General features: G+C 65.9%; 28 protein-coding genes. 23 read left to right on the top strand and 5 right to left on the bottom strand.

Annotated elements, in window-relative coordinates; all coding sequences use genetic code 11:
- Positions 1–12: 12 nt before the first annotated feature.
- From M2650_RS05980 to hutG, 3 genes are read left to right on the top strand one after another with little or no spacing between them, the layout of a single operon-like run.
- Positions 13–1,275, top strand: coding sequence for an NAD(P)/FAD-dependent oxidoreductase (locus M2650_RS05980; protein ID WP_249472463.1), 1,263 nt, complete (start codon positions 13–15; stop codon positions 1,273–1,275).
- The gene (gene gorA / locus M2650_RS05975; RefSeq protein WP_249472461.1) at positions 1,272–2,624 is read left to right on the top strand and encodes a glutathione-disulfide reductase; all 1,353 of its coding nucleotides are present in this window, start codon (positions 1,272–1,274) and stop codon (positions 2,622–2,624) included. Before M2650_RS05980 ends, gorA begins: the two co-directional genes overlap by 4 nt.
- Positions 2,625–2,640: 16 nt before the next feature.
- Positions 2,641–3,417, top strand: coding sequence for an N-formylglutamate deformylase (hutG, locus tag M2650_RS05970; protein ID WP_249472459.1), 777 nt, complete (start codon positions 2,641–2,643; stop codon positions 3,415–3,417).
- 53 nt (positions 3,418–3,470) lie between these two features.
- On the opposite strand, the gene M2650_RS05965 is transcribed toward hutG, so the two are convergent.
- The gene (locus M2650_RS05965) at positions 3,471–5,405 is read right to left on the bottom strand and encodes a S9 family peptidase (protein WP_249472458.1); all 1,935 of its coding nucleotides are present in this window, start codon (positions 5,403–5,405) and stop codon (positions 3,471–3,473) included.
- A gap of 151 nt (positions 5,406–5,556) precedes the next feature.
- Positions 5,557–7,446: a DNA topoisomerase IV subunit B gene (gene parE / locus M2650_RS05960; protein ID WP_249472456.1), complete on the bottom strand. Its 1,890-nt coding sequence runs from the start codon at positions 7,444–7,446 to the stop codon at positions 5,557–5,559.
- A gap of 244 nt (positions 7,447–7,690) precedes the next feature.
- Here parE and M2650_RS05955 point away from each other — a divergent pair, with 244 nt between their 5' ends.
- From M2650_RS05955 to truD, 9 genes are all read left to right on the top strand, one after another.
- Positions 7,691–7,936, top strand: coding sequence for a hypothetical protein (locus M2650_RS05955; RefSeq protein WP_249472454.1), 246 nt, complete (start codon positions 7,691–7,693; stop codon positions 7,934–7,936).
- Between the two features lie 133 nt (positions 7,937–8,069).
- Positions 8,070–9,752: a CTP synthase gene (gene pyrG, locus M2650_RS05950; protein ID WP_249472452.1), complete on the top strand. Its 1,683-nt coding sequence runs from the start codon at positions 8,070–8,072 to the stop codon at positions 9,750–9,752.
- A 112-nt stretch (positions 9,753–9,864) separates the two neighbouring features.
- Positions 9,865–10,698, top strand: coding sequence for a 3-deoxy-8-phosphooctulonate synthase (gene kdsA, locus M2650_RS05945; protein ID WP_249472450.1), 834 nt, complete (start codon positions 9,865–9,867; stop codon positions 10,696–10,698).
- The gene (locus M2650_RS05940) at positions 10,695–11,129 is read left to right on the top strand and encodes a hypothetical protein (RefSeq protein WP_249472448.1); all 435 of its coding nucleotides are present in this window, start codon (positions 10,695–10,697) and stop codon (positions 11,127–11,129) included. The genes kdsA and M2650_RS05940 overlap by 4 nt, the downstream gene beginning before the upstream one ends.
- A gap of 18 nt (positions 11,130–11,147) precedes the next feature.
- Entirely contained in the window at positions 11,148–12,434 is a 1,287-nt protein-coding gene (gene eno / locus M2650_RS05935) for a phosphopyruvate hydratase (RefSeq protein ID WP_249472446.1), read from the top strand.
- A gap of 6 nt (positions 12,435–12,440) precedes the next feature.
- The gene (ftsB, locus tag M2650_RS05930; protein WP_283254626.1) at positions 12,441–12,779 is read left to right on the top strand and encodes a cell division protein FtsB; all 339 of its coding nucleotides are present in this window, start codon (positions 12,441–12,443) and stop codon (positions 12,777–12,779) included.
- A complete protein-coding gene (ispD, locus tag M2650_RS05925) occupies positions 12,776–13,459 on the top strand; it encodes a 2-C-methyl-D-erythritol 4-phosphate cytidylyltransferase (RefSeq protein WP_249472444.1) in 684 nt (227 codons plus the stop codon). Before ftsB ends, ispD begins: the two co-directional genes overlap by 4 nt.
- A gap of 227 nt (positions 13,460–13,686) precedes the next feature.
- Complete coding sequence (ispF, locus tag M2650_RS05920; RefSeq protein ID WP_249472442.1) at positions 13,687–14,190, top strand: 2-C-methyl-D-erythritol 2,4-cyclodiphosphate synthase; 504 nt, start codon at positions 13,687–13,689, stop codon at positions 14,188–14,190.
- On the top strand, positions 14,187–15,230 hold the full coding sequence (truD, locus tag M2650_RS05915) for a tRNA pseudouridine(13) synthase TruD (protein WP_249472440.1): 1,044 nt from the start codon (positions 14,187–14,189) through the stop codon (positions 15,228–15,230). The genes ispF and truD overlap by 4 nt, the downstream gene beginning before the upstream one ends.
- A gap of 111 nt (positions 15,231–15,341) precedes the next feature.
- On the opposite strand, the gene M2650_RS05910 is transcribed toward truD, so the two are convergent.
- Positions 15,342–15,878, bottom strand: coding sequence for a Smr/MutS family protein (locus tag M2650_RS05910; RefSeq protein WP_249472439.1), 537 nt, complete (start codon positions 15,876–15,878; stop codon positions 15,342–15,344).
- A gap of 222 nt (positions 15,879–16,100) precedes the next feature.
- Here M2650_RS05910 and surE point away from each other — a divergent pair, with 222 nt between their 5' ends.
- From surE to M2650_RS05885, 5 genes are all read left to right on the top strand, one after another.
- A complete protein-coding gene (gene surE, locus M2650_RS05905; protein WP_249472438.1) occupies positions 16,101–16,892 on the top strand; it encodes a 5'/3'-nucleotidase SurE in 792 nt (263 codons plus the stop codon).
- A complete protein-coding gene (locus tag M2650_RS05900; protein ID WP_249472436.1) occupies positions 16,889–17,569 on the top strand; it encodes a protein-L-isoaspartate(D-aspartate) O-methyltransferase in 681 nt (226 codons plus the stop codon). Before surE ends, M2650_RS05900 begins: the two co-directional genes overlap by 4 nt.
- A gap of 130 nt (positions 17,570–17,699) precedes the next feature.
- Positions 17,700–18,314, top strand: a complete 615-nt coding sequence (locus M2650_RS05895) for a YqaA family protein (RefSeq protein ID WP_249472434.1) — start codon at positions 17,700–17,702, stop codon at positions 18,312–18,314.
- A complete protein-coding gene (locus tag M2650_RS05890) occupies positions 18,311–19,063 on the top strand; it encodes a peptidoglycan DD-metalloendopeptidase family protein (RefSeq protein ID WP_249472432.1) in 753 nt (250 codons plus the stop codon). Before M2650_RS05895 ends, M2650_RS05890 begins: the two co-directional genes overlap by 4 nt.
- Before the next feature lie 154 nt (positions 19,064–19,217).
- Positions 19,218–20,528: a hypothetical protein gene (locus M2650_RS05885; RefSeq protein WP_249472431.1), complete on the top strand. Its 1,311-nt coding sequence runs from the start codon at positions 19,218–19,220 to the stop codon at positions 20,526–20,528.
- A 6-nt stretch (positions 20,529–20,534) separates the two neighbouring features.
- On the opposite strand, the gene M2650_RS05880 is transcribed toward M2650_RS05885, so the two are convergent.
- Together M2650_RS05880 and yhbY are read right to left on the bottom strand one after the other, a co-directional pair.
- Positions 20,535–20,906 carry an Mth938-like domain-containing protein gene (locus M2650_RS05880; RefSeq protein WP_249472429.1) on the bottom strand — a complete coding sequence of 124 codons (372 nt, stop codon included), beginning with the start codon at positions 20,904–20,906 and terminating at the stop codon, positions 20,535–20,537.
- A 156-nt stretch (positions 20,907–21,062) separates the two neighbouring features.
- Positions 21,063–21,368 carry a ribosome assembly RNA-binding protein YhbY gene (gene yhbY / locus M2650_RS05875; RefSeq protein ID WP_249472427.1) on the bottom strand — a complete coding sequence of 102 codons (306 nt, stop codon included), beginning with the start codon at positions 21,366–21,368 and terminating at the stop codon, positions 21,063–21,065.
- Between the two features lie 66 nt (positions 21,369–21,434).
- Between yhbY and rlmE the strand changes: the two genes are divergently transcribed.
- The 6 genes from rlmE to hfq all read left to right on the top strand — a co-directional run bounded on the left by rlmE (position 21,435) and on the right by hfq (position 26,765).
- A complete protein-coding gene (gene rlmE / locus M2650_RS05870) occupies positions 21,435–22,064 on the top strand; it encodes a 23S rRNA (uridine(2552)-2'-O)-methyltransferase RlmE (protein ID WP_249472426.1) in 630 nt (209 codons plus the stop codon).
- A gap of 22 nt (positions 22,065–22,086) precedes the next feature.
- Positions 22,087–23,994 (top strand): ATP-dependent zinc metalloprotease FtsH, encoded by a 1,908-nt coding sequence (gene ftsH, locus M2650_RS05865; RefSeq protein WP_249472424.1) that lies wholly within the window; start codon positions 22,087–22,089, stop codon positions 23,992–23,994.
- A 71-nt stretch (positions 23,995–24,065) separates the two neighbouring features.
- Complete coding sequence (locus M2650_RS05860) at positions 24,066–24,233, top strand: glycine zipper domain-containing protein (protein ID WP_249472421.1); 168 nt, start codon at positions 24,066–24,068, stop codon at positions 24,231–24,233.
- A gap of 84 nt (positions 24,234–24,317) precedes the next feature.
- On the top strand, positions 24,318–25,220 hold the full coding sequence (gene folP, locus M2650_RS05855) for a dihydropteroate synthase (RefSeq protein ID WP_249472420.1): 903 nt from the start codon (positions 24,318–24,320) through the stop codon (positions 25,218–25,220).
- A 159-nt stretch (positions 25,221–25,379) separates the two neighbouring features.
- Complete coding sequence (gene miaA, locus M2650_RS05850) at positions 25,380–26,336, top strand: tRNA (adenosine(37)-N6)-dimethylallyltransferase MiaA (protein WP_249472418.1); 957 nt, start codon at positions 25,380–25,382, stop codon at positions 26,334–26,336.
- A gap of 144 nt (positions 26,337–26,480) precedes the next feature.
- Complete coding sequence (gene hfq / locus M2650_RS05845) at positions 26,481–26,765, top strand: RNA chaperone Hfq (protein WP_249472414.1); 285 nt, start codon at positions 26,481–26,483, stop codon at positions 26,763–26,765.
- The last annotated feature ends 27 nt before the right edge of the window (positions 26,766–26,792 follow it).

Genomic DNA, 26,792 nt, shown 5'->3' with positions numbered 1-26,792 from the left:
TACACTGATCGCATGAGCGATCGTAGCGATGTAGTGATCATCGGCGGCGGCGTGGTCGGCCTGGCCAGCGCGTTGGCGCTGGTGGAGGCCGGGCGCAGCGTGCGCGTGCTGGAAGCCCGCACCGTGGGCAGCGGCAGTTCGCACGGCAACTGCGGCACCATCACCCCCAGCCATTCCTTGCCGCTGGCCGCGCCCGGCACGATCGGTCGCGCCATGCGCTGGCTGCTGACGCCCGATGCGCCCTTGTACCTGAGGCCGCGCATGGACCCGTCGCTGTGGGCCTGGCTGGCGCGTTTCGCCGCACGCTGCAATATGCGCGATTTGCGCCAGGCGACGGCGGCCAAGGCGGCGATCCTGTCGCATTCGCGCCAGGCGTTGCCGTCCTGGCTGGCGCGCTACGGCATCGAATGCGAATTCGCCGAATCGGGTACCGACCACATATTCCGCAATGCGGCCGCGTTCGACGAATTCGGCGAGGAAGTGCGCTTGCTCGCCGAGTACGGCGTGCCGTCGGAAAAGATCGAAGGCGCTGCTTACGAACGCGAAGAACCGGCGGTGCTGCCCGGCGTGCACGGCGTGATCCGCTTCACCGGCGACGCCAGCCTGCGGCCAGACCGCTACGTCGCAGGGTTGGCGCATGCGCTGCTGCAACGCGGCGGCAAGATCGTGGAGCAGTGCGAAGTGCGCGGCCTGGCGCAGGACGGCGACGACTACCGCATCGCCAGCGCGCAAGGCGCATTCCGAGGACGCGATGTGCTGATCGCGACCGGCGCCTGGTCGCCGCGGCTGGGGAAATCGCTGGATCTGGCCGCAGCGCCGTTGGCCAAGGCCATGCAACCGGGCAAAGGCTATTCGATCACCTACGACGCGCCGGCCCTGATGCCGCGCCGTCCGGTGGTGCTGCACGAGCGCAGCGTCTGCGTAACGGCGTGGGGCAGCGGTTTCCGGCTCGGCAGCACGATGGAATTCTCCGGTTACGACGATGCCCTCAACCGCCGCCGCCTGGACGCGCTTGAGCGCGGATCGCGCGAGTACCTGCGCCAGCCGGTCGGTCCCGCCAAGCGCGAAGAGTGGTTCGGCTGGCGGCCCATGACCTACGACGACCTGCCGATCATCGGCCGCGTCCCGGGCCGCGAACGCCTATGGCTGGCGACCGGCCATGGCATGCTCGGCGTCAGCATGAGCACCGGCACGGCGCAATTGGCCGCCGATCTGATTTGCGGCCGCGAACCTGCGATAGACCCGAAGCCCTACCGCGTCGAGCGTTTCGCGTGAGCGGTACCGATTTCGACCTGATCGTGATCGGCGGCGGTTCCGGCGGCCTCGCCGGCGCTTTCCGCGCGGCCGCGCACGGGGCGCGCGTGGCGGTGCTGGAGCCGGGCGAGCTCGGCGGCACCTGCGTCAACGTCGGCTGCGTGCCCAAGAAGGCGATGTGGCTGGCGGCCGACCTGTCGCAGAAGCTGGCCCTGGCCGCGCAGCTAGGCTTCGCGGTGCCGCCGCCGCAGTTCGACTGGATCGAATTCGTCACGCATCGCCAGCGCTACATCGCCAACATCCACAACAGCTACCAGCAGCGGCTCGACGCGAACGGCATCGCGCTGCTGCGTACGCGCGGCTGCCTGCTGTCGCGCGACACGGTCGAGACCAGCGAGGGCGTGCGGCTGCGGGCGCCGCACATCCTGGTCGCGACCGGCGGCCGTGCGCAGCGGCCTGACGTGGCCGGCGCCGAGCACGGCATGGTGTCGGACGATTTCTTCAACCTCTGCGCCGCACCGGAGCGCGTGGCGGTCGTCGGCGGCGGCTATATCGCGGTCGAGCTGGCCGGCGTATTGCAATCGCTCGGCAGCAGGGTCGACATGTTCGTGCGCGGCCGGCGCCTGCTCAACGGCTTCGACGAAGAACTGTCGTTGCAACTGGCCGAAGACTATCGCCAGTACGGCGTTAAGCTGCACCTTGATTACGCGCTGCGCTCGGTGCGAGGGGCAGCGTCGAAGTTCGTGTTGCGGGACGCTTCGAACGACGACAGTGCGCCGTTCGATGCGCTGATCTTCGCGACCGGCCGGTGCCCGAACAGCGATGTCTGCGGCGCGGCCGGGATCGGCATCGAGCTCGATCCCAGCGGCCACGTGCACGTCGACGAATTCCAGAACACCAGCGTGGAAGGCGTTTACGCGGTGGGCGACGTCACCGACCGCGTCGCGCTGACGCCGGTGGCGATCGCCGCCGCCCGGCGCCTGATGGACCGCGTGTTCGGCGGCGATGCCGAGTCGCGGCTGGATTACTCGGACATCGCCACCGTCATCTTCAGCCATCCGCCGATCGGCCGGGTCGGCCTGACCGAGGACGAAGCCCGCGCAAGATTCGGCGATGCGGTGCGCGTGTACCGCAGCGGCTTCCGCCCGATGCTGCATGCGCTGGCCGATTCCCCGCAGCGCAGCCTGTTCAAGCTGGTCTGCGTCGGCGAAGAGGAGCGGGTGGTCGGGATCCACCTGCTGGGCGAAGGCGCCGACGAGATCCTGCAGGGCTTCGCGGTCGCGCTGAAGCGCGGCATCGCCAAGCGCGATCTGGACGAGACGGTGGCGATCCATCCCACCAGCGCCGAAGAAGTCGTCCTGATGCGGTAGCGCTTACAATGGATCCATGGACATTTTCGAGCTGCATCGCGGCACCGCACCGCTGCTGATCAGCGTTCCGCACGACGGCACGGCGGTGCCGGACGATATCGCCGAACGCCTGACCGACACCGCCCGCCGCGTGCCCGATACCGATTGGCACGTGGCCCGGCTGTACGGATTCGCGCGCGAGCTGGGCGCGTCGATGATCGTGCCCAAGCATTCGCGCTACGTGGTGGACCTGAATCGTCCCGAGGACGACGTCTCGCTTTATCCGGGCCAGAACACCACCGGCCTGTGCCCGATCGTGCAGTTCACCGGCGAACCGGTGTACCGCGAAGGCCAGGCGCCGGATGAAGAAGAAGTCGGCGCACGAGTCGAGCGTTACTGGCGCCCGTACCATCAAGCGCTGCGCGGTGAAATCGAACGCATGAAGGCCGCGCACGGCCGCATCGTGTTGTGGGAAGGCCATTCGATCCGGGGCGAAGTGCCGTTCCTGTTCGAAGGCCGCCTGCCGGATCTGAATCTCGGCACGGCGGGCGGCACTAGTTGCTCGTCGGAATTGCAGCGGCGTTTGGAGTCGGTGTTGGCGGAGCAAGGCGGTTACGATTTCGTCGTCAACGGCCGTTTCAAAGGCGGCTACATCACTCGACATTACGGCGATCGCGACGACGGTGTGGATGCGGTGCAGCTCGAAATCAGCCAGCGCACGTATATGGATGAAGCGAGTTTCGGCTGGGACGAGGCAAAATCGGCCAAATTGCAGCCGCTGCTGCGCCGACTGCTGCTAACGACTCTACCTTGAAACCGTAAAAAAGGCGGCCGGGCCGCCTTTTTTACTTTGCGTATCGGCTCTGCTTACTTGGGGCCGGCATTCTGCTCGAGGAATTTCTCCACGCGCTGGTACAGCTCGGCGCGCGTTTCCGGTTTGTAGAAGCCATGGCCTTCGGCCGGCGCGACCATCGTTTCCACTTTGGTGCCGTTGGCCGCGAATGCGTTTTTCAAGGCGTTGAACTGGGCCATCGGCACGCGCCGGTCGATGGCGCCTTGGGCCAGGAACACGGGAACCTTGATCTTGTCTGCATTGCGCGCGGGCGAGTTCTCGATCAGCGCGGCTTCGTCGGTGCCCAGTACCCGGTCCAGATAGCGGCGTCCGAAGCGGGTATCGTCGATATCGCCTTCCTTCTTCATCACGGTCAGGTCGTAGACGCCTACGTAACCGATCGCGCACCTGTACAGTTCGGGGAAGCGGATCGGCTGCTGCAGCGCGGCGTAGCCGCCATAGCTGGCGCCGTAGGTGCAGATCCGCGCGGGGTCGGCGAGCTTATTGTCTATCGCCCATTTCACGCCGGCGGCGATGTCGTCCTGCATCTTGCCGCCCCATTCGCGGTAGCCCTTGCGCTCGAAGTCCATGCCGCGACCGCCGGAACCGCGATAGTTGACCTGGAGCACGCCGTAGCCGCGGCTGGCGAAGAACTGAGCGTCGCTGTCGTAGCCCCAAGCGTCGTAGACGCCGTGCGGGCCGCCGTGCGGGATCACGATCAGTGGTTTGGCGCCGTCGCCCTTCGCGGTGTACAAAGCATGGATCTTCAGCCCGTCGATGCTTTCGAACTCCACAGGTCGGCTCTTGGCCATCTTCGAGGCGTCGATCCATGGCATCGCTTGGGCCACCATCTGCGCTTTTTTCGTGGCGCGATCGTAGATGTAGTACTCGCCCGGATTGCGGTCCGACCACACCGTGAACAGCACGATGTTGTTGTCGCGGCTGAAGCCCGTGAACGACACCAATTGCCCGGGGAAAGACTTCATCAGGCCGGCATGCAGCTTGGCGAAATCCGACGACGGGTCGAGGTACTGCAACTGCGGCTTGGCCTCGTTGTAGACCACCGCGAACGGCGTGCCGTTGCGTCCGGCCGACTGGAAGTACGCGGGAGCCACGTCGGCGATCGACGGCAGCGCGGTGCGCGTCCCTGCGGCCAGGTCCAGCTTGTACATGCGCGCGGCTTCGCCGGCATCGGATACCGCGGCGTAGAGGGTATTGTTGTCTTCGGCGAAGCCGCCGAAATCGATCTCGTAGCCCGCCATCGCCTTGGGCATTGGTTGCCACTCGGCTCCGGAGCCGGCGCGGTAGGCCAGTATCGGTTCGTCGTTCTTGTCGCGCGTGGTCCTGATGCGGGCCCTGCCGGTATTGTCGAAGATCAGTCTGGCGGGCTCGTCGATGCGTTCCATTTCGTTGCGGCTGCCGGTGGCGGTATCTACCTTGTAGATCACCGTATCGGGATCTTCGCCACAGGTGTAGCAGTAGAACGACACGAGCACTTTGCCGGGTTCCTGATCGAGCACTTTCACTACGTTGGCGAAGCCTTCGTCCTTGCGTTTAGCGGTGGCCAAGCGCTGGTCGCGGAAGTAGCCGAATAGCACTTCCTGGTTGGTGCCGCTCAGGTCGGTCGAGAACAGCTGTCCGCGGCTGTACGGCCGCGGCCGCAGCGGCATGTTGGTGGCGCGCGCCAGCACGATGCGGTCATCCGCCGACCAATAGATGTCGGAGACGTGCTCGAGCTTGCCAAAGCGCAGGACCTGAGTCTTACCGCCGGCGAGTTCGATAATCTGCAGTTGGGTTTCCAAGCCATCCGGGGTCGGCGCGGCGATGGCGATGTGCTTGCCGTCCGGCGCCAGCTCCACCTCGTAGACCTCGGAATGCTTGGCGAAGTCGATCGCCGGAATCGTTTGCGCGTTGGCCTGCGCGCACAGGATGGTGCCGAGCGCGAGCGCCCATGCGATGTTCGTTTTCATGCCCCTGTTCCTTTGATTAGATAAAGCCCTTCCCCAAGGGCCGGCACAGACTAGCCGGCCGCGCGGGGAAAATCCAAGCCCGGAAGGGCGTTTTTGCGATTGCGGCGGAGAAGAACATTTCAGGGTCGGCCGGCTAGCGGCCTTGGGAGGCTCAGACCTCCAGCGTCGCCAAGTCGCCCTTGGTCTCCAGCCAGTTTTTGCGATCGCCCGCACGTTTCTTGGCCAGCAGCATGTCCATCAGCGAGCGCGTTTCGGCATCGTCGTCGTTGGTCAGCTGCACCAGGCGCCGGGTATCGGGGTGGATGGTGGATTCGCGCAGCTGTTGCGGATTCATCTCGCCCAGGCCCTTGAAGCGGGTGACGTTGACGGCACCTTTGAGCTTTTCGCGCTCGATGCGCTCGAGCAGCAGGCGTTTTTCCTCTTCATCCAGCGCGTAGAACACCTGTTTGCCTACGTCGACGCGGAACAGCGGCGGCATCGCTACGAAAACGTGGCCAGCGGCGACCAGGGCCGGGAAGTGCTTGAGAAACAGCGCGGTGAGCAGCGTGGCGATGTGCAGTCCGTCCGAATCGGCGTCGGCCAGGATCACGACCTTGCCGTAGCGCAGGCCGGTGATGTCGTCCTTGCCCGGATCGCAGCCGATCGCCACCGCCAGGTCGTGCACTTCGGTCGAAGCCAGCACGCCGCCGGAGGCCACTTCCCAGGTGTTGAGGATCTTGCCGCGCAGCGGCAGGATCGCCTGGAAATCCTTGTCGCGCGCTTGCTTGGCGCTGCCGCCGGCCGAGTCGCCTTCCACCAGGAACAGCTCGGTGCGCGAAAGATCCTGCGAGATGCAGTCGGCGAGCTTGCCGGGCAGCGCCGGGCCTTGCGTGACCTTCTTGCGCACGATCTGCTTTTCGGTCTTCAGCCGCGCGCTGGCGCGCTCGATCGCCAGCTGCGCGATCTTCTCGCCGAATTCGGTGTGCTGGTTCAGCCACAGCGAGAACGCATCGTGCGCGGCGCCTTCGACGAAGCCCGCCGCCTGGCGCGAAGACAGACGTTCTTTGGTCTGGCCGCTGAACTGCGGGTCGGTCATCTTCACCGACAGCACGAACGCGACGCGATCCCACACGTCTTCCGGCGCCAGCTTGATGCCGCGCGGCAGCAGGCTGCGGAAATCGCAGAACTCGCGCAGCGCGTCGGTGAAGCCGGTGCGCAGGCCGTTGACGTGGGTGCCGTGCTGGGCGGTCGGGATCAGGTTGACGTAGCTTTCCTGCACAAGATCGCCTTCCGGCACCCAGGCCACGGCCCAGTCGACGATTTCGGTGTCTTTTTTCTGCTGGCCGACGAAGAGGTCCGGCGGCAGCAGATCGCGGTCGACCAGTTCACCCTTCAGGTAATCGCGCAGGCCGTCCTCGTAATGCCATTCGTCGCGCTCGCCGCTGGCGGCGTCGTGCAGCTTGACGGTCAGGCCGGGGCAGAGCACGGCCTTGGCGCGCAATAGATGCCTGAGCGCGCGCAGGTTGAACTTGGGCGTATCGAAATATTTCGGATCGGGCCAGAAGCGCAGCCGGGTGCCGGTGTTTTTCCTGCCGACGCTGCCGACCACTTCGAGTTTCGACGCGCGATCGCCGTCCTTGAACCCCATGTGGTATTCGTTGCCGTCGCGCTTGATGAACACGTCGACCTTCTTCGACAGCGCGTTCACCACGCTGACGCCGACGCCGTGCAGGCCGCCGCTGAAGGTGTAGTTCTTGTTGCTGAACTTGCCGCCGGCGTGCAGGCGGGTCAGGATCAGTTCCACGCCGGGGATCTTTTCCTCGGGGTGGATGTCCACAGGCATGCCGCGGCCGTCGTCGGAAACCTCGCAGCTGCCGTCCGCGTGCAGGGTCACTTCGATTTCGCCGGCATGGCCGGCCAGGGCTTCGTCGACGGCGTTGTCGACCACTTCCTGCGCCAGGTGGTTGGGGCGGGTGGTGTCGGTGTACATGCCCGGGCGGCGTTTGACCGGATCCAGGCCGGAGAGGACTTCGATATCGGCGGCGTTGTAGCGGGTGCTCATCGTGACTTCGGCGAATGCGATGCCGAGTAGTTTAACGATTGCCTCGCCTCCACCGTTGCTTTTGTAGCCCGGGTGGAGCGAAGCGATACTCGGGAAGCGCGCCGCGACCCATTCCCCGGGTGTCGCTTCGCTCCACCCGGGCTACGCGAGGAGGCCGTGCGTTATTCAGTCGCGGGCCAACATTCAGGGCATATCGTGCGCGGAAGCGATACCGCGTGACTGGCCTTCGGGCCCGGAGGTTCCGATGAAGTCCATTAAGTTGCTGATCCCGGCTTTGGTCACCGCCGCCCTGATCGCGCCGCTGGCCATGGCCCAATCCGCCAAGCAGGCCGACAAGAAGGCGCAGGAAGCCGAGCAGCAAGCCGAGGCGGCCAAGAAGCAGGCAGCCGAAGCCGAGAAGAAGGCCGCGCAGGCGCGCAAGAAAGCCAATGCCGCCGCGGCCGAGCCGGAGGAAGAAGAAGAGGAAGAAGAGCGCCGCAGAAAGCCGTAACGCGCCTGCCAGCAAGCTTTCAAGACGCCCCGGCCCGGCTGGGGCGTTCCTTTTTGTGGCGCCGCCGGCGCCGGCGCGGGCCAATTTCATCGCTTGCCTGTAGAATGGGGCTTTCCAGCTACCCGCTGATCCCATGACCACCCCTGGCTCCGTCACCCCGCTCATCTTCGTCACCGGGGGCGTGGTGTCCTCCCTCGGCAAGGGCATCGCCGCGGCCTCCCTGGCGGCCATCCTCGAAGCGCGCGGCCTGCGCGTGACGATGATGAAGCTCGACCCCTACATCAACGTCGACCCGGGCACCATGAGCCCGTTCCAGCACGGCGAGGTCTACGTCACCGACGACGGCGCCGAAACCGACCTGGACCTGGGCCACTACGAGCGCTTCGTCAACACCCGGTTGACCGGCAAGAACTCGATCACCACCGGCAAGATCTACGAAAACGTGATCCGCAAGGAGCGCCGCGGCGACTATCTGGGCGCCACGGTGCAGGTGATCCCGCACATCACCGATGAGATCAAGCGCTGCATCGACGCGGCCACGGCCGGCTACGACGTGGCCCTGGTCGAGATCGGCGGCACCGTCGGCGACATCGAATCGCTGCCGTTCCTGGAAGCGATCCGCCAGATCCGCACCGAACGCGGCGCCGAGAAGGCGCTGTTCATGCACCTGACCCTGGTGCCGTACATCGCCGCCGCCGGCGAACTCAAGACCAAGCCCACCCAGCACTCGGTGAAGGAACTGCGCTCGATCGGCATCCAGCCCGACGTGCTGCTGTGCCGCAGCGAGCAGCCGCTGCCCGACGGCGAGCGCCGTAAGATCGCGCTGTTCACCAACGTGCCGGAGCAGGCGGTGATCTCGGCCGTGGACCTGGACAACATCTACAAGATCCCGATGTGGCTGCACTCGCAGGGCCTGGACCAGATCGTGGTGCAGCGCCTGCACCTGGAAGACAAGGTCGCCGAATCGGCCGATCTGTCCGAATGGCTGTCGGTGGTCGAGGCCAACGAATACCCGATCGACGAAGTCAACATCGCCGTCGTCGGCAAGTACGTCGACCACAAGGACGCCTACAAGTCGGTGTCCGAAGCGCTCAAGCACGGTGGCATCCGCCAGCGCACCCGCGTCAATCTGAAATGGCTCGAGTCGCAGGACGTCGAACGCGAAGGCGCGGACAAGGCGCTGGCCGGCGTCGACGGCATCCTGGTGCCGGGCGGCTTCGGCGACCGCGGTTTCGAAGGCAAGGTGCTGACAGCGAAATTCGCGCGCGAAAACAAGATTCCGTATTTCGGCATCTGCTATGGCATGCAGGCCGCCGTGGTCGACGTGGCGCGCAACCTGGCCGGCCTGGAAGGCGCCAACAGCACCGAGAACGACAAGATGTCGCCGCATCCGGTGATCGGCCTGATCACCGAATGGCGCACGCAGACCGGCGAAGTCGAGCGCCGCAGCGAAGACAGCGACCTCGGCGGCACCATGCGCCTGGGCCTGCAGGAGCAGCGCATGAAGCCGGGCAGCAAGTCGCGCGAGATCTACGGCAAGGACGTGGTCGGCGAGCGCCACCGCCACCGTTACGAATTCAACAACCGCTACCGCACCCAGCTCGAAGACGCCGGCTTGGTGATCAGCGCCAAGTCGATGGACGATTTGCTGGTGGAAATGATCGAGCTGCCGAACCATCCCTGGTTCATCGCCTGCCAGGCGCACCCGGAATTCCTGTCGACGCCGCGCGGCGGGCATCCGCTGTTCGTCGGCTTCATCCGCGCCGCGCGCGAGCGCAAGGCGGGCGGACGGTTGCTGAAGGAAGCCTCGGCATGACGGCTTCGGCTCTTTGTAGGAGCGGCTTTAGCCGCGAGCTCTTCGAGCGTCCTGCGATCAACCAAAAGCTCGCGGCTAAAGCCGCTCCTACAAAAAGCGCGGGAGATCCGGCATGAAGCTCTGCGGTTTCGATATCGGCCTCGATAAGCCGTTCTTCCTGATCGCCGGCCCCTGCGTGGTCGAATCCGAACAACTGCAGATCGACGTCGCCGGCAAGCTGAAGGAAATCACCGGCGAACTCGGCATCAACTTCATCTTCAAATCCAGCTTCGACAAAGCCAACCGCACCTCCGGCACCAGCTTCCGCGGCCCCGGCATGGAAGAAGGCCTGCGTGTGCTGGCCGAAGTGAAGCGCCAGCTCGGCGTGCCGGTGCTGACCGACGTCCACGAATACACGCCGATGGACGAGGTCGCCTCCGTAGTAGACGTGCTGCAGACGCCGGCCTTCCTGGTGCGGCAGACCGACTTCATCACCAAGGTCTGCAACGCCGGCAAGCCGGTCAACATCAAGAAAGGCCAGTTCCTGTCGCCGTGGGAAATGAAGCCGGTAGTGGAGAAGGCCAAGGCCACCGGCAACCAGGACATCATGGTCTGCGAGCGCGGCGCCAGCTTCGGCTACAACAACCTGGTCAGCGACATGCGCTCGCTATCGGTGATGCGGAATACCGGATGTCCGGTGGTGTTCGACGCGACCCATTCGGTGCAGTTGCCTGGCGGGCAGGGCACGTCCAGCGGCGGCCAACGCGAGTTCGTGCCGGTGCTGTCGCGCGCGGCGGTCGCGGTCGGCGTGTCGGGCGTGTTCATGGAAACGCATCCCAAGCCGGAAGAGGCGTTGAGCGATGGGCCGAATGCCTGGCCGTTGCCTAAAATGCGGACGTTGTTGGAGACGTTGTTGGAGCTGGATCGAGTTGCCAAGAAAAACGGGTTTTTGGAGGCTTCTGTTTGAAGCCGCTGTTACTCGTCATGGCGATGTCGATCGGGAGTTGGGCCCTGCCCGCAGCGGCGTGCTCCATCGTCATTCCCGATGATGAGCTCGATCAACACACGACGGCGGCATACTTCAAGAAAGCGAACGATGTCGTGCTGGCTCGATTGGAGCGCATGAGTCCAGGCGCAAAAGAGGGCTGGCGAAAAGCCAGTTTCTCCTCGCTCCGGCGCTTCAAAGGCCAGCCAATGACCGACTTCGATCTGGACTTGGGTGCTGACATCGGGTGCGGACCGGATTTCACCGAAGGCGGGCAGTACGTCCTATTCTTGGAAGCCGCCTCGAACGGCACGCAACGAATTAGCATGGGAACCCGTGGCCCGATGGAACCCGGCTCCGATTCCATCGAAAGTTATCTGCGCGAACTTAATGCGCTCAGCAAAAAACGTTAAGCACCCGGAACCAGATAGATGACCAAGATCGCCAAGATCCACGCCCGCGAAATCCTCGACAGCCGCGGCAATCCCACGCTCGAAGCGGAAGTCACGCTCGCCGACGGCAGTTTCGGCCGCGCGATGGTGCCGTCCGGCGCATCGACCGGCTCGAAAGAAGCCGTAGAGCTTCGCGACGGCGACAAGACGCGCTATCTCGGCAAGGGCGTGCTGAAAGCCGTGGCCAACGTCAACGGCGCGATCGCGCAGGCGCTGCACGGTTTCGATGCCGGCGACCAGGAAGGGCTCGACCGCCGCCTCATCGACCTCGACGGTACCGAGAACAAGGGCCGCTTGGGCGCCAACGCGTTGCTCGGCGTTTCGCTGGCCAATGCGCATGCGTTGGCTGCGTCGAAGAAGCAGCCGCTGTGGCAGTACCTAGCCACCGGCAAGGACGTCACGCTGCCGGTGCCGATGATGAACATCATCAACGGCGGCGCGCACGCCGACAACAACGTCGACCTGCAGGAATTCATGGTGCTGCCGGTCGGTTTCGACTCGTTCTCCGAAGCGCTGCGCGCCGGCACAGAAATCTTCCACGCGCTGAAGTCGGTGCTGAAGGGCCGCGGCCTGAGCACGGCGGTGGGCGACGAGGGCGGTTTCGCGCCGGATCTGCGCAGCAACGCCGAAGCGCTGGACACCATCCTGGAAGCGATCGGCAAGGCCGGCTACCACGCCGGCGAAGACGTGCTGTTGGGCCTGGACGTGGCCAGCACCGAGTTCTACGAGAACGGCAAATACCACCTGGTCGGCGAGGGCAAGCGGCTGACCGGCGAGCAGTTCGTCGACTTCCTCGCCGACTGGTGCAACGAGTACCCGATCGTCACCATCGAAGACGGCATGGCCGAGGACGACTGGAGCGGCTGGAAATTGCTCACCCAACGCCTGGGCAACAAGGTGCAGCTGGTCGGCGACGACCTGTTCGTGACCAATCCCAAAATTTTCAAGGAAGGCATCGAACAGAGCGTGGCCAACGCGATCCTGATCAAGGTCAACCAGATCGGTACGCTCACCGAGACGCTGGAAGCGATCGCGATGGCGCATCACGCTCACTACGCCGCGATCGTCTCGCATCGCTCCGGCGAGACCGAGGACACCACCATCGCCGACATCGCCGTCGCGACCACCGCCACCCAGATCAAGACCGGCTCGCTGTGCCGCAGCGACCGCGTCGCCAAGTACAACCAGCTGCTGCGCATCGAACAGCAACTGGGCGCGGCGGCCAAATACGCGGGCCGTAACGCCTTCGTCTCGCTGAAACGCTGAGCATCGATGCGGGCGCTGCGCATCGTCCTGCTGCTGTTGGTCGCGTTGCTGGCGTGGCTGCAGTACCGCCTGTGGCTGGGCGGCGGCGGGCAGGGCGAGGTGCAGGCGCTGCAGCAACAGGTAAGCAAGCAGGCCCGCGACAACAGCGGCCTGCAGCAGCGCAACGATGCGCTCGCCGCGGAAGTGAAGGACCTCAAGAACGAAGGCGGCGGCGAAGCCATCGAAGAACGGGCGCGCAGCGAGCTCGGCATGATCAAGCCGGGCGAAAAATTCTACCGCGTGGTCGAACAAGCCAATGCGGCGCCCGCGGAAGAAGCCGGCAAGCCGGAGGAAAAGCCGCAGTGACCTGGGCAGTCGTGCCGGCGGCCGGTCGCGGCACCCGCTTCGGCGGCGAGGTGCCCAAGCAATATTCGCAGGTCGCCGGCGAGCCATTGATCGCGCATACCTTGCGCGCACTGTGTTCGCATCCCGGGGTCGACGGCGTGGTCGTGGTGCTGGCCCAGGACGATGCGCATTGGCCGGGCTCGACGAAGATCGCAGGCAAGCCGATCGCGACCTGCGCCGGCGGCAGCGAGCGCGCCGATTCGGTGCTGGCCGGGCTCGCTGCGTTGCCGGACAGCGTGCGCGCGGACGACTTCGTGCTGGTGCACGACGCCGCGCGTCCCAACGTGGCGCGCGAAGACCTGGATCGGCTGCTCGAATACGGCCGCAACGATCCGGTGGGCGCGATCCTAGCCGCGCCGGTGCGCGATACGCTCAAGCGCGCAGGCGACGACGGCGGCATCGACGGCACCGAGCCGCGCGAGCGCTTGTGGCGCGCGTTCACGCCGCAATTGTTCCGGCGCCTGCAGCTCAGCCGCGCCCTGGAGTCCGCACGCGACGCCGGGGTCACGGTCACCGACGAGGCGATGGCGATGGAACGGCAGGGGCTGCGGCCGTTGCTGATCGAGGGGCGCGAGGATAATTTGAAAGTTACGACGGCGGCGGATCTCGTCCTGTTCGAGTTTCTGCTCACACGCTCTTGATTTAAGCCGTCATTCCCGCGAAGGCGGGACTGCGGAGGCAGGATGCCGGAGCGAACATCTGCGGAGCAGATGGCCCGGAGGGCACGCCGCAGGAGCGGCGTGTAATCCAACGGCTTTGCTGTAGATTCTTCGTTTCGATGCCCGAAAGGCTTAAAGTCACTGGATTCCCGCCTTCGTGGGAATGACGGCTAAAGGCAAAGAAGCATCCCGCTCGTTTCTGGCATGGCATGAATCCTTCGAATCCATCGCTCCCCAATATCCGCATCGGCCAAGGCTTCGACGTCCACGCCTTCGGCGACGGCGATCACCTGATGGTCGGCGGCGTGCGTGTGCCGCACGAGCGCGGCGTGCTGGCGCACAGCGACGGCGACGTCGCATTGCACGCGCTCTGCGATGCGATGCTCGGCGCGTTGGCGCTGGGTGACATCGGCCGGCATTTCCCGCCGTCCGATCCGCAATGGGAAGGCGCCGACAGCCGCGCCTTCGTGCGCCACTGCAGCCGATTGCTGGCCGGGCAGGGCTGGCGTGTCGGCAATGCCGACATCACGGTGATCTGCGAGAAGCCCAAGATCGGCCCGCATGCGCCGGCGATGCGCGCCGCGATCGCCGAAGATCTGGACATCGCGCTCGACGCCGTCAGCGTCAAGGCCACCACCACCGAAAGACTCGGCTTCGCCGGCCGCGGCGAAGGCATCGCTGCGCAGGCCGTTTGTCTGCTGGTCCGAGCGTGAGCGAAGCGGAAATGCCGCGCGCCCATGGCGCGCCCGCGGTGTCGGCGCGGTTCCGCGCCTCGCCCGAGGATTTCCGCGTCGAGGAGATCGACGGCTTCGAAGCCAGCGGCAGCGGCGAGCATCTGCTGCTCACCATCGAAAAGCGCAGCATGAACACCGCGTTCGCCGCCAAACGGATCGCGCAATGGGCGGGCGTGCCGGAACTGGCGGTCGGCTATGCCGGCCTCAAGGATCGCCACGCCGTTACCCGGCAACGTTTCAGCGTGCATCTGCCCAAGCGCGTCGCGCCGGACCTTTCGTCGCTGCAATCGGACGATTTTCGCGTGCTCGCTTCGGAATGGCACGCCAAGAAACTGCCGCGCGGCGCGCTCGCGGGGAATCGTTTCGTGCTGACGCTGCGCGACGCGGAAGGCAACCGCGATGCGATCGAACAGCGCCTGGAAGCTATCGCAGCGCGGGGCGTGCCTAACTATTTCGGCGAGCAGCGGTTTGGCCGCGACGGCGACAACGTCGCCAGCGCCCTGGCGATGTTCGGCGGCCGCCGCGTGCGCCGCGAGCAGCGCACGATGCTGCTGTCGGCGGCGCGCTCGGAACTGTTTAATCGTGTGCTGGCGAAGCGGGTAGGCGAAGATCGTTGGGACGCCGGTCTCGAAGGCGAAGTGTGGATGCTCGATGGCAGCCGCAGCGTCTTCGGCCCGGAACCGTGGAGCGATGCACTGGCGGCTCGCCTTGCCGCTTTCGACATACATCCCAGTGGCCCGTTGTGGGGTGCTGGCGAATTGCGCAGCGTATCGGCGTCGCGGGAGCTGGAGATGTCGGCACTAGCAGACGGCAACGCCCTAGGCTTGCGCGCAGGTCTGGAAGCCGCTGGTTTGAAACAGGAACGCCGTGCGTTGCGGTTGAAGCCGCAGCAGTTGCAATGGCGCTGGCTACAGGGTGAAACGCTCGAATTGCAGTTCGCATTGTCGCCCGGGACTTACGCGACCGCGGTTTTGCGCGAGCTGGGCGATATCGGCAATGCCTCCGTGGCTTCTCCTTAACCGCGGCTTTTCGTAGGAGCGGCTCTTGTGGGAGCGGCTTTAGCCGCGAGCTCTTTCTCCAAGTTCACGCAATTGTAAAAAAGCTCGCGGCTAAAGCCGCTCCCACAAAGCCTAGCGCTTTGCCAGCAACACCAGTACTGCACCGGTGCCGCCCTGTGCGGCCGGCGCGGAATGGAAGGCCAGCACGTCGGCGCGATGGCGCAACACGCGATCGACCAGGTTCTTCAACACCGGGATCGCGCTGTCGGAATTCAAGCCCTTGCCGTGGATGATCCGCACGCAGCCCAGCCCGGATTGCCGCGCATGCTGAAGGAAAGCCCGCAACAGGGTTTCGGCGGCCTGCGCGTCGCTGTGGTGCAGGTCGAGTTCGTCCTGCGCGGCATACAGGCCGCGGCGCAGGCGCTGCAGCACGCGCGGCGGAACTTCGTCGCGGCGGTAGGACAGCGCGTCGCCGGCCTCCAGGTCGTCCTGCGCCATCGCGCGGCGGAATTCGCCGAGCGCTTCGGATTCGTCGCGCTCGGCCATCGCCGCCCGCGCCCTGGGCTTGGGTTTCGCTGGCGGCGGCGCGGCCGCGGGCAGTTCCCGGACCGGGCCGATCGCCTGGCGGAACAGCTCGGAATCGTCCGGATTGCGGTCGTCTTTAGCCATCGCATGAACAATGTAGCGCCCGAATCGGCGGAAACAAGCATGCGCAACGCTCTTGTGGAGGGCGTAGCCCGGGTAAGCGCAGCGCACCCGGGGCCACGACGCGACTTGATCCCGGGTGCGCTGCGCTTACCCGGGCTACGTAGCCTCGCGCGCACCGGAACCGCATTCTCGGATACCTGCAATCCGCATTCGGTATCATGGGCGCAGAACAAGAGGAGTCCCATGCGCGTTCTGGTCAGTAACGACGACGGCGTCGACGCCCCCGGCATCCGCATCCTGGCCGAGGGCCTGCGCGCCGCCGGGCACGAAGTGAAGGTGGTTGCCCCCGATCGCGACCGCTCCGGCGCCAGCAATTCGCTCACCCTGGACATGCCGGTGCGTGTGGTGCGGCTAGATGAACATACCTGGCGCGTGGCCGGTACGCCGACGGATTGCGTCCATCTGGCGTTGACCGGGATGTTCGGCGACGAGAACGAGCCCGATATCGTCGTTTCCGGGATCAACAACTCGGCCAATCTGGGCGACGACGTCATCTATTCGGGCACGGTCTCGGCAGCGATGGAAGGACGCTTCCTCGGCTTGCCCGCGGTGGCCGTGTCGCTGGCGACGGCCGAACACAAGGCGATGCACTACGAAACCGCGGCACGCGCCGCTGTCGAAATCGTGGCGCGCCTGAAAGCCGATCCTTTGCCCGCCGACACCATCCTCAACGTCAACGTGCCCGACCGGGCCTGGGACGACATCGCCGGCTTCGAAGTCACCCGGCTCGGCAACCGGCACCGTTCCGAACCGTGCGTGCCGGCGCAGGATCCGCGCGGCCGCAGCCTGTTCTGGATCGGTCCGGCCGGCCGCGAGCAGGACGCGGGTCCCGGCACCGATTTCCATGCCGTGCGCACCGGCCATATCTCGATCACGCCGATCCACGTCGACCTGACCCGCTACCAGGCGTTGGAGCAGGTCGCCAGCTGGGTCGGCAGCCTGGCCGAAGAACTCAAGCAGGGCAGCGCGGCATGACTGCGCGCCTGCGCCTGCAACCCGAGGCGATCGGCGTGGGCATGACATCGCAACGCGTGCGCGACCGCCTGATCGAGCGCCTGCGCGGCAACGGCATCCGCGACGAGCGCGTGCTCAATGCGATCCGCACCGTGCCGCGCCATCTTTACGTCGACGAAGCGCTCGCCACGCGCGCTTACGAAGACACCGCGCTGCCGATCGGCCACGGCCAGACCATCTCGCAACCGTGGGTGGTGGCCAAGATGACCGAGGCCATTCTCGACGGCGCTGCGCCCAAGAAAGTATTGGAAATCGGTACCGGTTCGGGCTATCAGGCCACGATCCTGGCCGTGCTGGGCATGGAGGTCTATACCGTAGAGCGCATCGGCGAGCTGCTGCGCACCGCGCGCAAGCGCTTCCGCAGCCTGGGCTTGAACGTGCGCAGCAAGCACGACGACGGCCGCATCGGCTGGCCGGAGGAAGGGCCGTTCGACGCGATCGTCGTCACGGCCGGCGCACCGGCGCTGGTCGATGCGCTCACCGACCAGCTCGCTCCCGGCGGTACGCTGGTGGCGCCGGTCGGCGGCGCTTCTTCGCAATCGTTGCTCAAATTGCGCAAGCGCGAGGACGGCAGCATCGAGCAGACCGATTTGGCGCCGGTGGTTTTCGTTCCACTGTTGTCGGGCATGATCGATTGAGCGCGGCGCACGATTCTTTTCAGCCGTCATCCCGGCGCAGGCCGGGATCCAGGCATGGCGGATGCGCCGGGTTGCGTCGGACCTCCTGGATCCCGGCCTGCGCCGGGATGACAGGTGAAGGGGATCGTAAGTGAAACTTTTCGGCCCGCTTTATCAGCGTGCATTGACCTGGGCCCGCCATCCGCGCGCGCCCGCATTGCTCACCGGCCTGAGCTTCGTCGAAGCGATCATCTTCCCGGTGATGCCGGAAGTGATGTTGGCGCCGATGTGCCTGTCGCAGCCCAGGCGCGGTTTCTGGTTCGCCACCTTGAGCTTGGCCGGTTCCATGGCCGGTGCGGTCGTGGGCTATCTGCTGGGGCATTACGCCTTCGAACTGGCCAAGCCGCTGTTCGCAACGCTCGGCTGGCTGGATTCGATCGAAGCCGGCATCCAGACGGTGCGCGAGAAAATGGCGGTATCGCCATGGGCGGTGTTCTGGTTCCTGGTGCTCGGCGGCTTCGCGCCGATTCCGATGAAGGTGTTCACCTGGGCTTCCGGCGTCGTCGGCGTTCCGTGGTTACCCTATCTGGCCAGCATGGCGATCGGTCGCGGCAAGCGCGTGTACCTGATCGCGCTGGCGATCCGGCTCGGCGGCGAGCGCGCCGAAAAGGCGCTGCATCGCTACATCGAACCGATCGGCTGGGCGGCGCTGGCATTGCTGCTGCTCGGCATCGGCTATTTGCTGTACAGGACGAACGCAGGATGACGACGATGGTCCGTGCATTGATCTGTCTGCTGATCGTGGCGGTGTTGGCCTCTTGCGGGCGCAGCCATGTGGTGCGCGAGGGCGGCGCACGCGGTCCGGTGCGGGTGTCCACGCCCAAATACGGCTCGACCGTGGTCGTGCAGCGCGGGCAGACGCTGTACCGCATCGCCACCAACAACGGCATCAGCCCGCTGGATCTTGCGGTGTGGAACAGCGTGCCGCCGCCGTACACGATCTATCCGGGGCAGCGCCTTCGGCTGTATCCCAGCACCAGCCGCGCGCCGTTGCCCAATCCGAGCCGGCCGATCTCGCGGCCCCCGACCAGCACGACGCCGCGTCCGCCGCCGGAAGCGCCGGTGGTCGCGCCGGTCTCCAGCCCGGTGCCGTGGCGCTGGCCGACCGAAGGCCAACTGATCGGTCGCTACGTGAGCGGCGAGCCCACCAAGCAGGGCATCGATATCGCCGGAACGGGCGGCCAGGCGGTGCGCGCCGCGGGCGACGGCGTCGTCGTCTATTCGGGTTCGGGCCTGGTCGGCTATGGCGAGTTGATCATCGTGAAGCACAACGAACAGTGGTTGTCCGCTTACGGCCATAACCGTTCGCGGCTGGTCAACGAGGGCCAGATCGTCAAGTCCGGCCAGCAGATCGCGGAGATGGGCCGCAGCGGCGCGGCGCGCGACATGCTGCATTTCGAGATCCGCTACAACGGCAAGCCGGTGGATCCGCTGGCGTATCTGCCCAAGAAATAGCCGTTGCTTTTGCGGGAACCGCTTTTTGTAGGAGCGGCTTCAGCCGCTCCTACAAGGGCGCAGGCCGTGGCAACCTTCCCGTACCATTGCGCATCCATATTCGACGCCGCCGCGACGAGCGGCTTTTGCCTTCCACATCGAAGGAGACATTCGGATGAAACGCAGCCTGCCCGCATTCCTTGCTCCGGCCCTCTGCTTGGCGGGGCTGCACGCGACCGCATCCGAACCCATTTCTGCCGATGCCGCACGCGAAGTCTTCGCGCAGGCACAATCGATATGCGAGCGCGACGGCGGCAAGTTGTGGGGCGTATCGCTGTGCGGGCCGATCATGCTGGTCGATCCGCAAAGCCGGGAGCTGATCGCCAACCAGGCCGACGCCAAGGGCGAATTGAAGGCGCACGACGGCGTCTTCGTCGGCCTGCTGCCCGCCGACCAGAACGTGGCCAACACCGCGGTGGAATGGTCCGGAACGCGCTGGACGCAGATGCTCTGGCCGCTGCACGCGGAACCGGAGACGCGCGGTACCCTGATCGCGCACGAATTGTTCCACCGCATCCAGCCGCAATTGAAGCTGCCCAAGCTGGAATCGGGCGAAAACGCGCAACTGGACACTTTGGACGGCCGCTACTACCTGCAACTGGAATGGCGCGCGCTGACGCGCGCGCTGCAGGCGGGCGACGAGACTGCGCGCAGGCAGGCCGCGGCCGATGCCGTCCTGTTCCGCGCCGAACGCTACCGGTTGTTCCCGACCGCCGCAGTGCAGGAACAGGAACTGGAGCAGAACGAGGGCCTGGCCGAATACACCGGCGTGATGGCCGGCAATGCGACGGAGCGAGAACGCCTGCGCGCAGCGCTGCACGATCTTTCCGCGCATGTCGGCGATCCCAGTTTCGTGCGTTCATTCGCATACGCGACCGGGCCCGCTTACGGCCTGCTGCTCGACCGGTACGCAGCGGGCTGGCGGCGGCAACTGGCAAGCGGCCTGCGCTTCGATAGCCAACTCCGGCAAGCGCTGGACATGGAAGCGCCGACCGACTTGCGACGACTCGCCGACCAGCGCGCTCAGTTGTACGGCGGCGCGGCGCTGCGCGTTTCGGAAACCGAGCGCGAGAAAAAGCGCCAGCAGGCGATCGCCGCGAACCGCAAGAAGTTCATCGACGGCCCGGTGCTGCTGCTGCCGTTCCAGCACATGAAAGTGCAATTCAACCCCAGCAACCTGCAGCCGCTCGGCGAGCACGGCACGGTGTATCCGACCATGCGCATCAGCGACGACTGGGGCGTGCTGGAAGCCAGCGAAGGCGCGCTGATGAAGCCGGACTGGAGCGCGGTGACCGTAGTCGCGCCCGCGGCACCGGCCGGCAGCGACTTGAAAGGCCAGGGATGGACGCTGCAGCTAAAACCGGGCTGGCGCCTGGTTCCGGGTGCGCGCAAAGGCGATCTGGTGCTGGAAAAACCGGCGCAGTAGCCGGATTCAGCCGATCAGGAACCCAGCGACCACGCGCCGGCCTTCCGCTGCGAGTACGTTGAACGTGCGCGCCGCGGCGCTGTTGGTCATCGCCTCCAGACCGATGCCGCGGCTCAGGCAGGCCGCCGCGGTCTGCGCGGGCGGAAAGGCCTGGGTCGCGCCCGTACCGAGCAGGACCACTTCCGGCTGCAGCGCCAGCAAGGGTTCGAGGTCGCCGGGCGCCAGCGCGGCCACATCGCGGGCCGGCCAATCCTCGACCAGCTGGTCAGGCGCGACGATGAAGCTGCGGGTGAGCGTGCGGTCGTTGACCAGCGCGTGGCTGCCGTCGGCGCCGCGCAGCGAGAATTCGTAATCGGGGCGTTCGAAGTTCAGTTGCATGATGGATTCGCTAGCGGCGCCTCATCGATGTCATGCCGGCCTTACGGAAGCTGTCATCCCGAACGCAGTGAGGGATCTGGCAGCACGTTCAAGCAGATCCCTCACTGCGTTCGGGGTGACAATGGAAGAGGACGCAGAACAAGATGACGGGGGACCTCAGGCCCGCGGCAGTACGATCTGGCGATGGTCCTTCGAAGGCCTGTACAGGATCGCCACATGCCCGATCCGCTGCACCAGCGCGGCCTCTGTGCGTTTGGCCAGGTCGCCGATCATCGCATCGCGCGCCTCGCGATCCTCGCTGGCCACCTTCACCTTGATCAGCTCGTGGTGCTCCAGCGCGGCGTCCACTTCGGCCACCACGGCATCGGTCAAACCCTTGCCGCCCACCTGCAGCATGGCTTTCAGCCCATGGGCCTGGCCACGCAGGAAACGGTTCTGGGAAGCGGTCAGGGCGATCGTCATGCGTGCGTAAACAGGGTACGGGCGGGCGCACAGGGTATCATGTAGGTCCTAACTCGTTGATTTGCCATGGCCCGCAGCAAGAGCAGCCAACGCTGGCTCAAGGAACACTTCGCCGACCCCTACGTCAAAAAGGCGCAGGCGGAAGGGCTGCGCTCGCGTGCGGCCTACAAGCTCGAGGAATTGGTCGAACGCGACCAATTGCTCAAGCCCGGCATGGTGGTGGTGGATCTGGGCGCCGCGCCAGGGGGCTGGTCGCAATGGGTGCGGCAAGCGTTGGGCGATCAGGGCCGCGTGGTGGCGCTGGACATCCTGGAGATGCCGCCGCTGGCCGGCGTCGAGTTTCTTCATGGCGATTTCAGGGAGGATGCGGTCTTATCGGCCCTCGAGACGAGCTTGGGCGGCCAGCCGGTCGACCTTGTCCTGTCCGATATGGCCCCCAATAAGAGTGGTGTCGACTCGGTGGACCTGCCGCGGGCGATGCACTTGGCTGAACTGGCGATGGATTTCGCCGACCGCCAGCTGCGTCCGGGCGGCAACTTCCTGATCAAGCTGTTCCAGGGCGTGGGATTCGACGAATACGTGCGGCAACTGCGGCGGCGTTATGCCAAAGTGTCGATTCGCAAGCCGGCGGCGTCGCGCAAGCGTTCGCCGGAGGTTTACGCCCTAGCGCAGGGCAAGCATGCGCATATGAAGTAAGGCGCCAGGCGCCGGAGAACCGATGAACGATTTGGTCAAGAATCTGCTGCTTTGGGTCGTCGTCGCCGTCGTGCTGATGGTGGTGTTCCAGAGCTTCAACCCGAAGGCGGCCGGCGCGGGCGGCGAGGTCGTGTACTCGCAATTCATCGCCGACGTGCAGAACGACCGCATCAAGCAGGTCGACATCTCCAGCGACGAGCGCACCGTCAAGTTCGCGCGCAAGGACGGCACCACCGGCACCACCAATGCGCCGCGCCGCGACGAGAAGCTGATCGACGATCTGATCAAGCATCAAGTCGAGATCAAGCAGGCGCCGCCGGAAAGCGGCGTGTCGCTGTGGAGCATCCTGATCAACTTCCTGCCGATCCTGCTGATCATCGGCTTCTGGATCTTCGTGATGCGGCAGATGCAGCAGGGCGGCAGCAAGGGCGCGATGTCCTTCGGCCGCTCGCGCGCCAAGCTGCAGGGCGAGGACCAGGTGAAGGTGACCTTCGCCGACGTCGCCGGCTGCGACGAAGCGAAAGAGGAAGTGGCCGAGCTGGTCGAATTCCTGCGCGATCCCACCAAGTTCCAGAAGCTCGGCGGCCGCATCCCGCGCGGCGTGCTGATGGTCGGCTCGCCCGGCACCGGCAAGACCCTGCTGGCCAAGGCCATCGCCGGCGAGGCCAAGGTGCCGTTCTTCTCGATTTCCGGCTCCGACTTCGTCGAAATGTTCGTCGGCGTCGGCGCCAGCCGCGTGCGCGACATGTTCGAGCAGGCGAAGAAGCACGCGCCCTGCATCATCTTCATCGACGAGATCGACGCGGTCGGCCGCCATCGCGGCGCCGGCCTGGGCGGCGGCCACGACGAGCGCGAGCAGACCCTCAACCAGTTGCTGGTCGAGATGGACGGCTTCGAAGGCGGCGAAGGCGTGATCGTGATCGCCGCGACCAACCGCCCCGACGTGCTCGACCCGGCCCTGCTGCGCCCGGGCCGCTTCGACCGCCAGGTCGTGGTCGGCCTGCCCGACGTGAAGGGCCGCGAGCAGATCCTGAAAGTGCATATGCGCAAGGTGCCGCTGGCCGACGACGTCGACGCGATGGTCGTCGCGCGCGGCACGCCGGGCTTCAGCGGCGCCGACCTGGCCAACCTGGTCAACGAAGCGGCGCTGTTCGCCGCGCGCGAAAGCGCCAAGGACGTGCGCATGGAGCACTTCGACAAGGCGCGCGACAAGATCCTGATGGGCGCCGAGCGCCGCTCGATGGCGATGAGCGAGCAGGAAAAGACGCTCACGGCCTATCACGAAGCCGGCCACGCCATCGTCGGCCGCCTGGTGCCCGAGCACGACCCGGTCTACAAGGTCACCATCATCCCGCGCGGCCGCGCGCTGGGCGTGACCATGTATTTGCCCGAAGGCGACAAGTACAGCTACAACCGCACCGCGATCGAATCGCAGCTGTGCTCGCTATACGGCGGGCGCGTCGCCGAAGAATTGATCTTCGGCACCGACAAGGTCACCACCGGCGCCTCCAACGACATCGAGCGCGCGACCAAGATGGCGCGCAACATGGCCACCAAGTGGGGCCTGTCCGACGAGCTGGGCCCGATCGCCTACAGCGAGGACGAGGACGAGGTGTTCCTGGGCCGCTCGGTGACGCAGCACAAGAACGTGTCGGACGACACCGCGCGCAAGATCGACGAAGTGGTGCGCAGCATCCTCGACAAGGCCTACAGCCGCACCAAGGCCATCCTCACCGAGAACCTGGACAAGCTGCATGTGATGGCCAAGCTGCTGCTGGAGTACGAGACCATCGACGTGCCGCAGATCGACGCGATCATGGAAGGCCGCGATCCGCCGCCGCCGATGGGTTGGAACAAGACCAACGGCAGGGACAAGGACGACGTGCGCCCGCCGCTGCCTCCGATCGGCGGTCCCGCCGCGCAGACCTGAGCGCGGCTTGCCAGCGATGACCGGAAAGGCCAGAGTTCGCTCTGGCCTTTTTCGTTTTGCGGAGCGAAGGCATGAATCAGACCGAAAAACCGAAACGCGGACTTGCCGTGGGCGTCGCGCTGGGCGTCGCCGTGGGCACCGCGATGGGCGTGGCGATGGGCAACCTGACGATGGGCATCGGCGTGGGCATCGCCATCGGATTGGCGCTCGGGTTGGCGATCGATAAGCGCAAGGGATAGGTCGGCGCGACAGCATTCTCGAAATCGTCATCCCAACTTTCGCTGGGATGACGGCCAAGGTTCCCGCACTTCATGGAAGCGAACATGTTCGACACCACCCCCCAACTCGACTGCGCCGGCCGCGCCATCAAGCTCGACCGCCCGCGCGTGCTCGGCATCGTCAACGTCACGCCGGATTCGTTCTCCGACGGCGGCGAACACGCCACGCTCGAGGCCGCCGTCGCGCATGGCCTGAAGCTGGCGGAGGAGGGCGCCGACGCGCTCGACATCGGCGGCGAGTCGACGCGGCCCGGCGCGCGGGACGTCTCCGTCGAAGAAGAAATCGGGCGCGTGGTGCCGGTGATCGAACGCCTGGCGAAGGAAACCGCGCTGCCGATCGGCATCGACACCTCCAAGCCGGAAGTGATGCGCGCAGCGGTGGCCGCCGGCGCCGGCCTGATCAACGATGTCTACGCGCTGCGTCGCGAAGGCGCGCTCGACGCGGCCGCAGAGCTCGGCGTGCCGGTGGTGTTGATGCACATGCTGGGCGAACCGCGTTCGATGCAGGACGATCCGCGCTACGACGACGTGGTCGCCGACGTGCACCGGTTCCTGGCCGAACGCATCTTCGCGGCCGAGATGGCGGGCATCGCCAAGAAGAACATCGTCGTCGACCCGGGCTTCGGCTTCGGCAAGACCCGCGGACACAATCTGGCGCTGCTGGCGCAGTTGGAACGCTTCGTCGAGCTTGGCGTACCGGTGCTGGCCGGCCTGTCGCGCAAGCGCACGATCGGCGACCTGACCGGCCGCGACGATCCGCACGATCGCATCCACGGTTCCGTGGCCGCCGCGCTGATCGCCGCGCAGCGTGGCGCCAAGCTGCTGCGGGTGCACGATGTCGCGGCGACCGTGGATGCGCTGAAAGTTTGGAATGCGGTGGCGGCGGTGCCGATGCCGCGTGTGGGATCGGCCGCCACGCTTTCGAGCCGCTGGCCCGACGACGACTGACCTCTCATCCGTCATCCCGGCGAAAGCCGGGATCCAGACCCGTAAGCCGACGGTCAACGCGGCAACGAAGGAAGTGAAAAGCGCCTGGATCCCGGCTTTCGCCGGGATGACGGCTGTGAGAGGCTTCAGCGCATCCACGCCACCGGTTTCTTGCGCCACGTGCCCGCCGACTCCCGTCCTTTAGCCATCGCCCTGATGGGCCCCACCGCGTCGGGCAAAACCGCGCTCGCGCTGGCGTGGGCCGAGAGATACGACGGCGAAATCGTCAGCGTCGATTCCGCGCTCGTTTACCGCGGTCTGGACATCGGCGCGGCCAAGCCGAGCGCGGAAGAACTCGCCCGCGTGCCGCATCACCTGATCGACGTGCGCGACCCCTGGCAACCGTATTCGGCCGCCGAATTCGCCGCCGATGCGCGCGCCGCCATCGACGGCATCATCGGGCGCGGCAGGCTGCCGATCCTCGCCGGCGGCACCGGCTTGTATTTCCAGGCATTGCTGCAGGGCTTGTCGCCGATGCCCGAAGCCGACGCCGAAACGCGCGCCGGCATCGAAGCCGAAGCCGCCGAACGTGGCTGGCCCGCGATGCATGCGCAACTCGCCAGCATCGATCCGCAAGCGGCCGCACGCATCCACGCCACCGATCCGCAACGCATCCAGCGCGCGCTGGAGGTCTACCGGCTCAGCGGCAAGCCGATCAGCGAATGGCAGCGCGACGGCCGCGCCGCCGATCCGCTGCCTCTGCGCGTGCTGCGGCTGGCCGTGGCGCCGGCTGACCGCGCCGTGCTGCATGGACGCATCGAAGCCCGGTTCGGCGCCATGCTGCAAGCCGGCTTCCTGGACGAAGTGCGTCGCCTGCGAGCGATCCCGGAACTGCGCGATCATCCCCGTCCGCTGGATCTGCCGGCGCTGCGCGCCGTCGGCTACCGCCAGGCTTGGGAGCACCTGGACGGCGCCACCGCCGCCGAAGCCTTCCGCGACCAGGCCATCTTCGCCACCCGCCAGCTCGCCAAGCGCCAGCTGACCTGGCTGCGCGGGCGTCCCGAACTGCGCTGGTTCGACCCGGGAAGCGAACAGGAGCGGCTGCAGGCGGCCCTGAAGACGTTCATGGGCCGATGAGGCCGATTGCGACCCAGGCCGCTGTCACGGACGCCGGTCTGCGCTAACATCGGGCTATCGCCGCCGCGGGGAGCGGGTCGGGCGACGCGGTTCCGTCATGGGAGCCGGATCGATAAAACAAAAACCAAGTTGGGGATACACATCATGTCCAAGGGACAATCTCTGCAGGATCCTTTCCTGAATGCGTTGCGTCGCGAGCGTGTGCCGGTGTCCATCTATCTGGTCAACGGCATCAAGCTGCAGGGCACCATCGAATCGTTCGACCAGTTCGTCGTGCTGCTGCGCAATACCGTCAGCCAGATGGTCTACAAGCACGCGATTTCCACCGTGGTGCCGGCGCGCAACGTGCGCGTGGGCCCGGGCGGCGGCTATGTGCAGTCCTCGGGCGAGGGCGGCGATGGCGATTCCGGTGGCGACGAGACCGAATAGCCGCACGTTCACCGGGCGGATGCGACA

Source organism: Luteimonas galliterrae (assembly GCF_023374055.1).
In the GTDB taxonomy this organism is placed as follows: Bacteria; Pseudomonadota; Gammaproteobacteria; order Xanthomonadales; family Xanthomonadaceae; genus Luteimonas_C; species Luteimonas_C galliterrae.
Note: the sequence above shows the minus strand (reverse complement) of the source record. Positions and strands in the feature narration are given on the sequence as shown.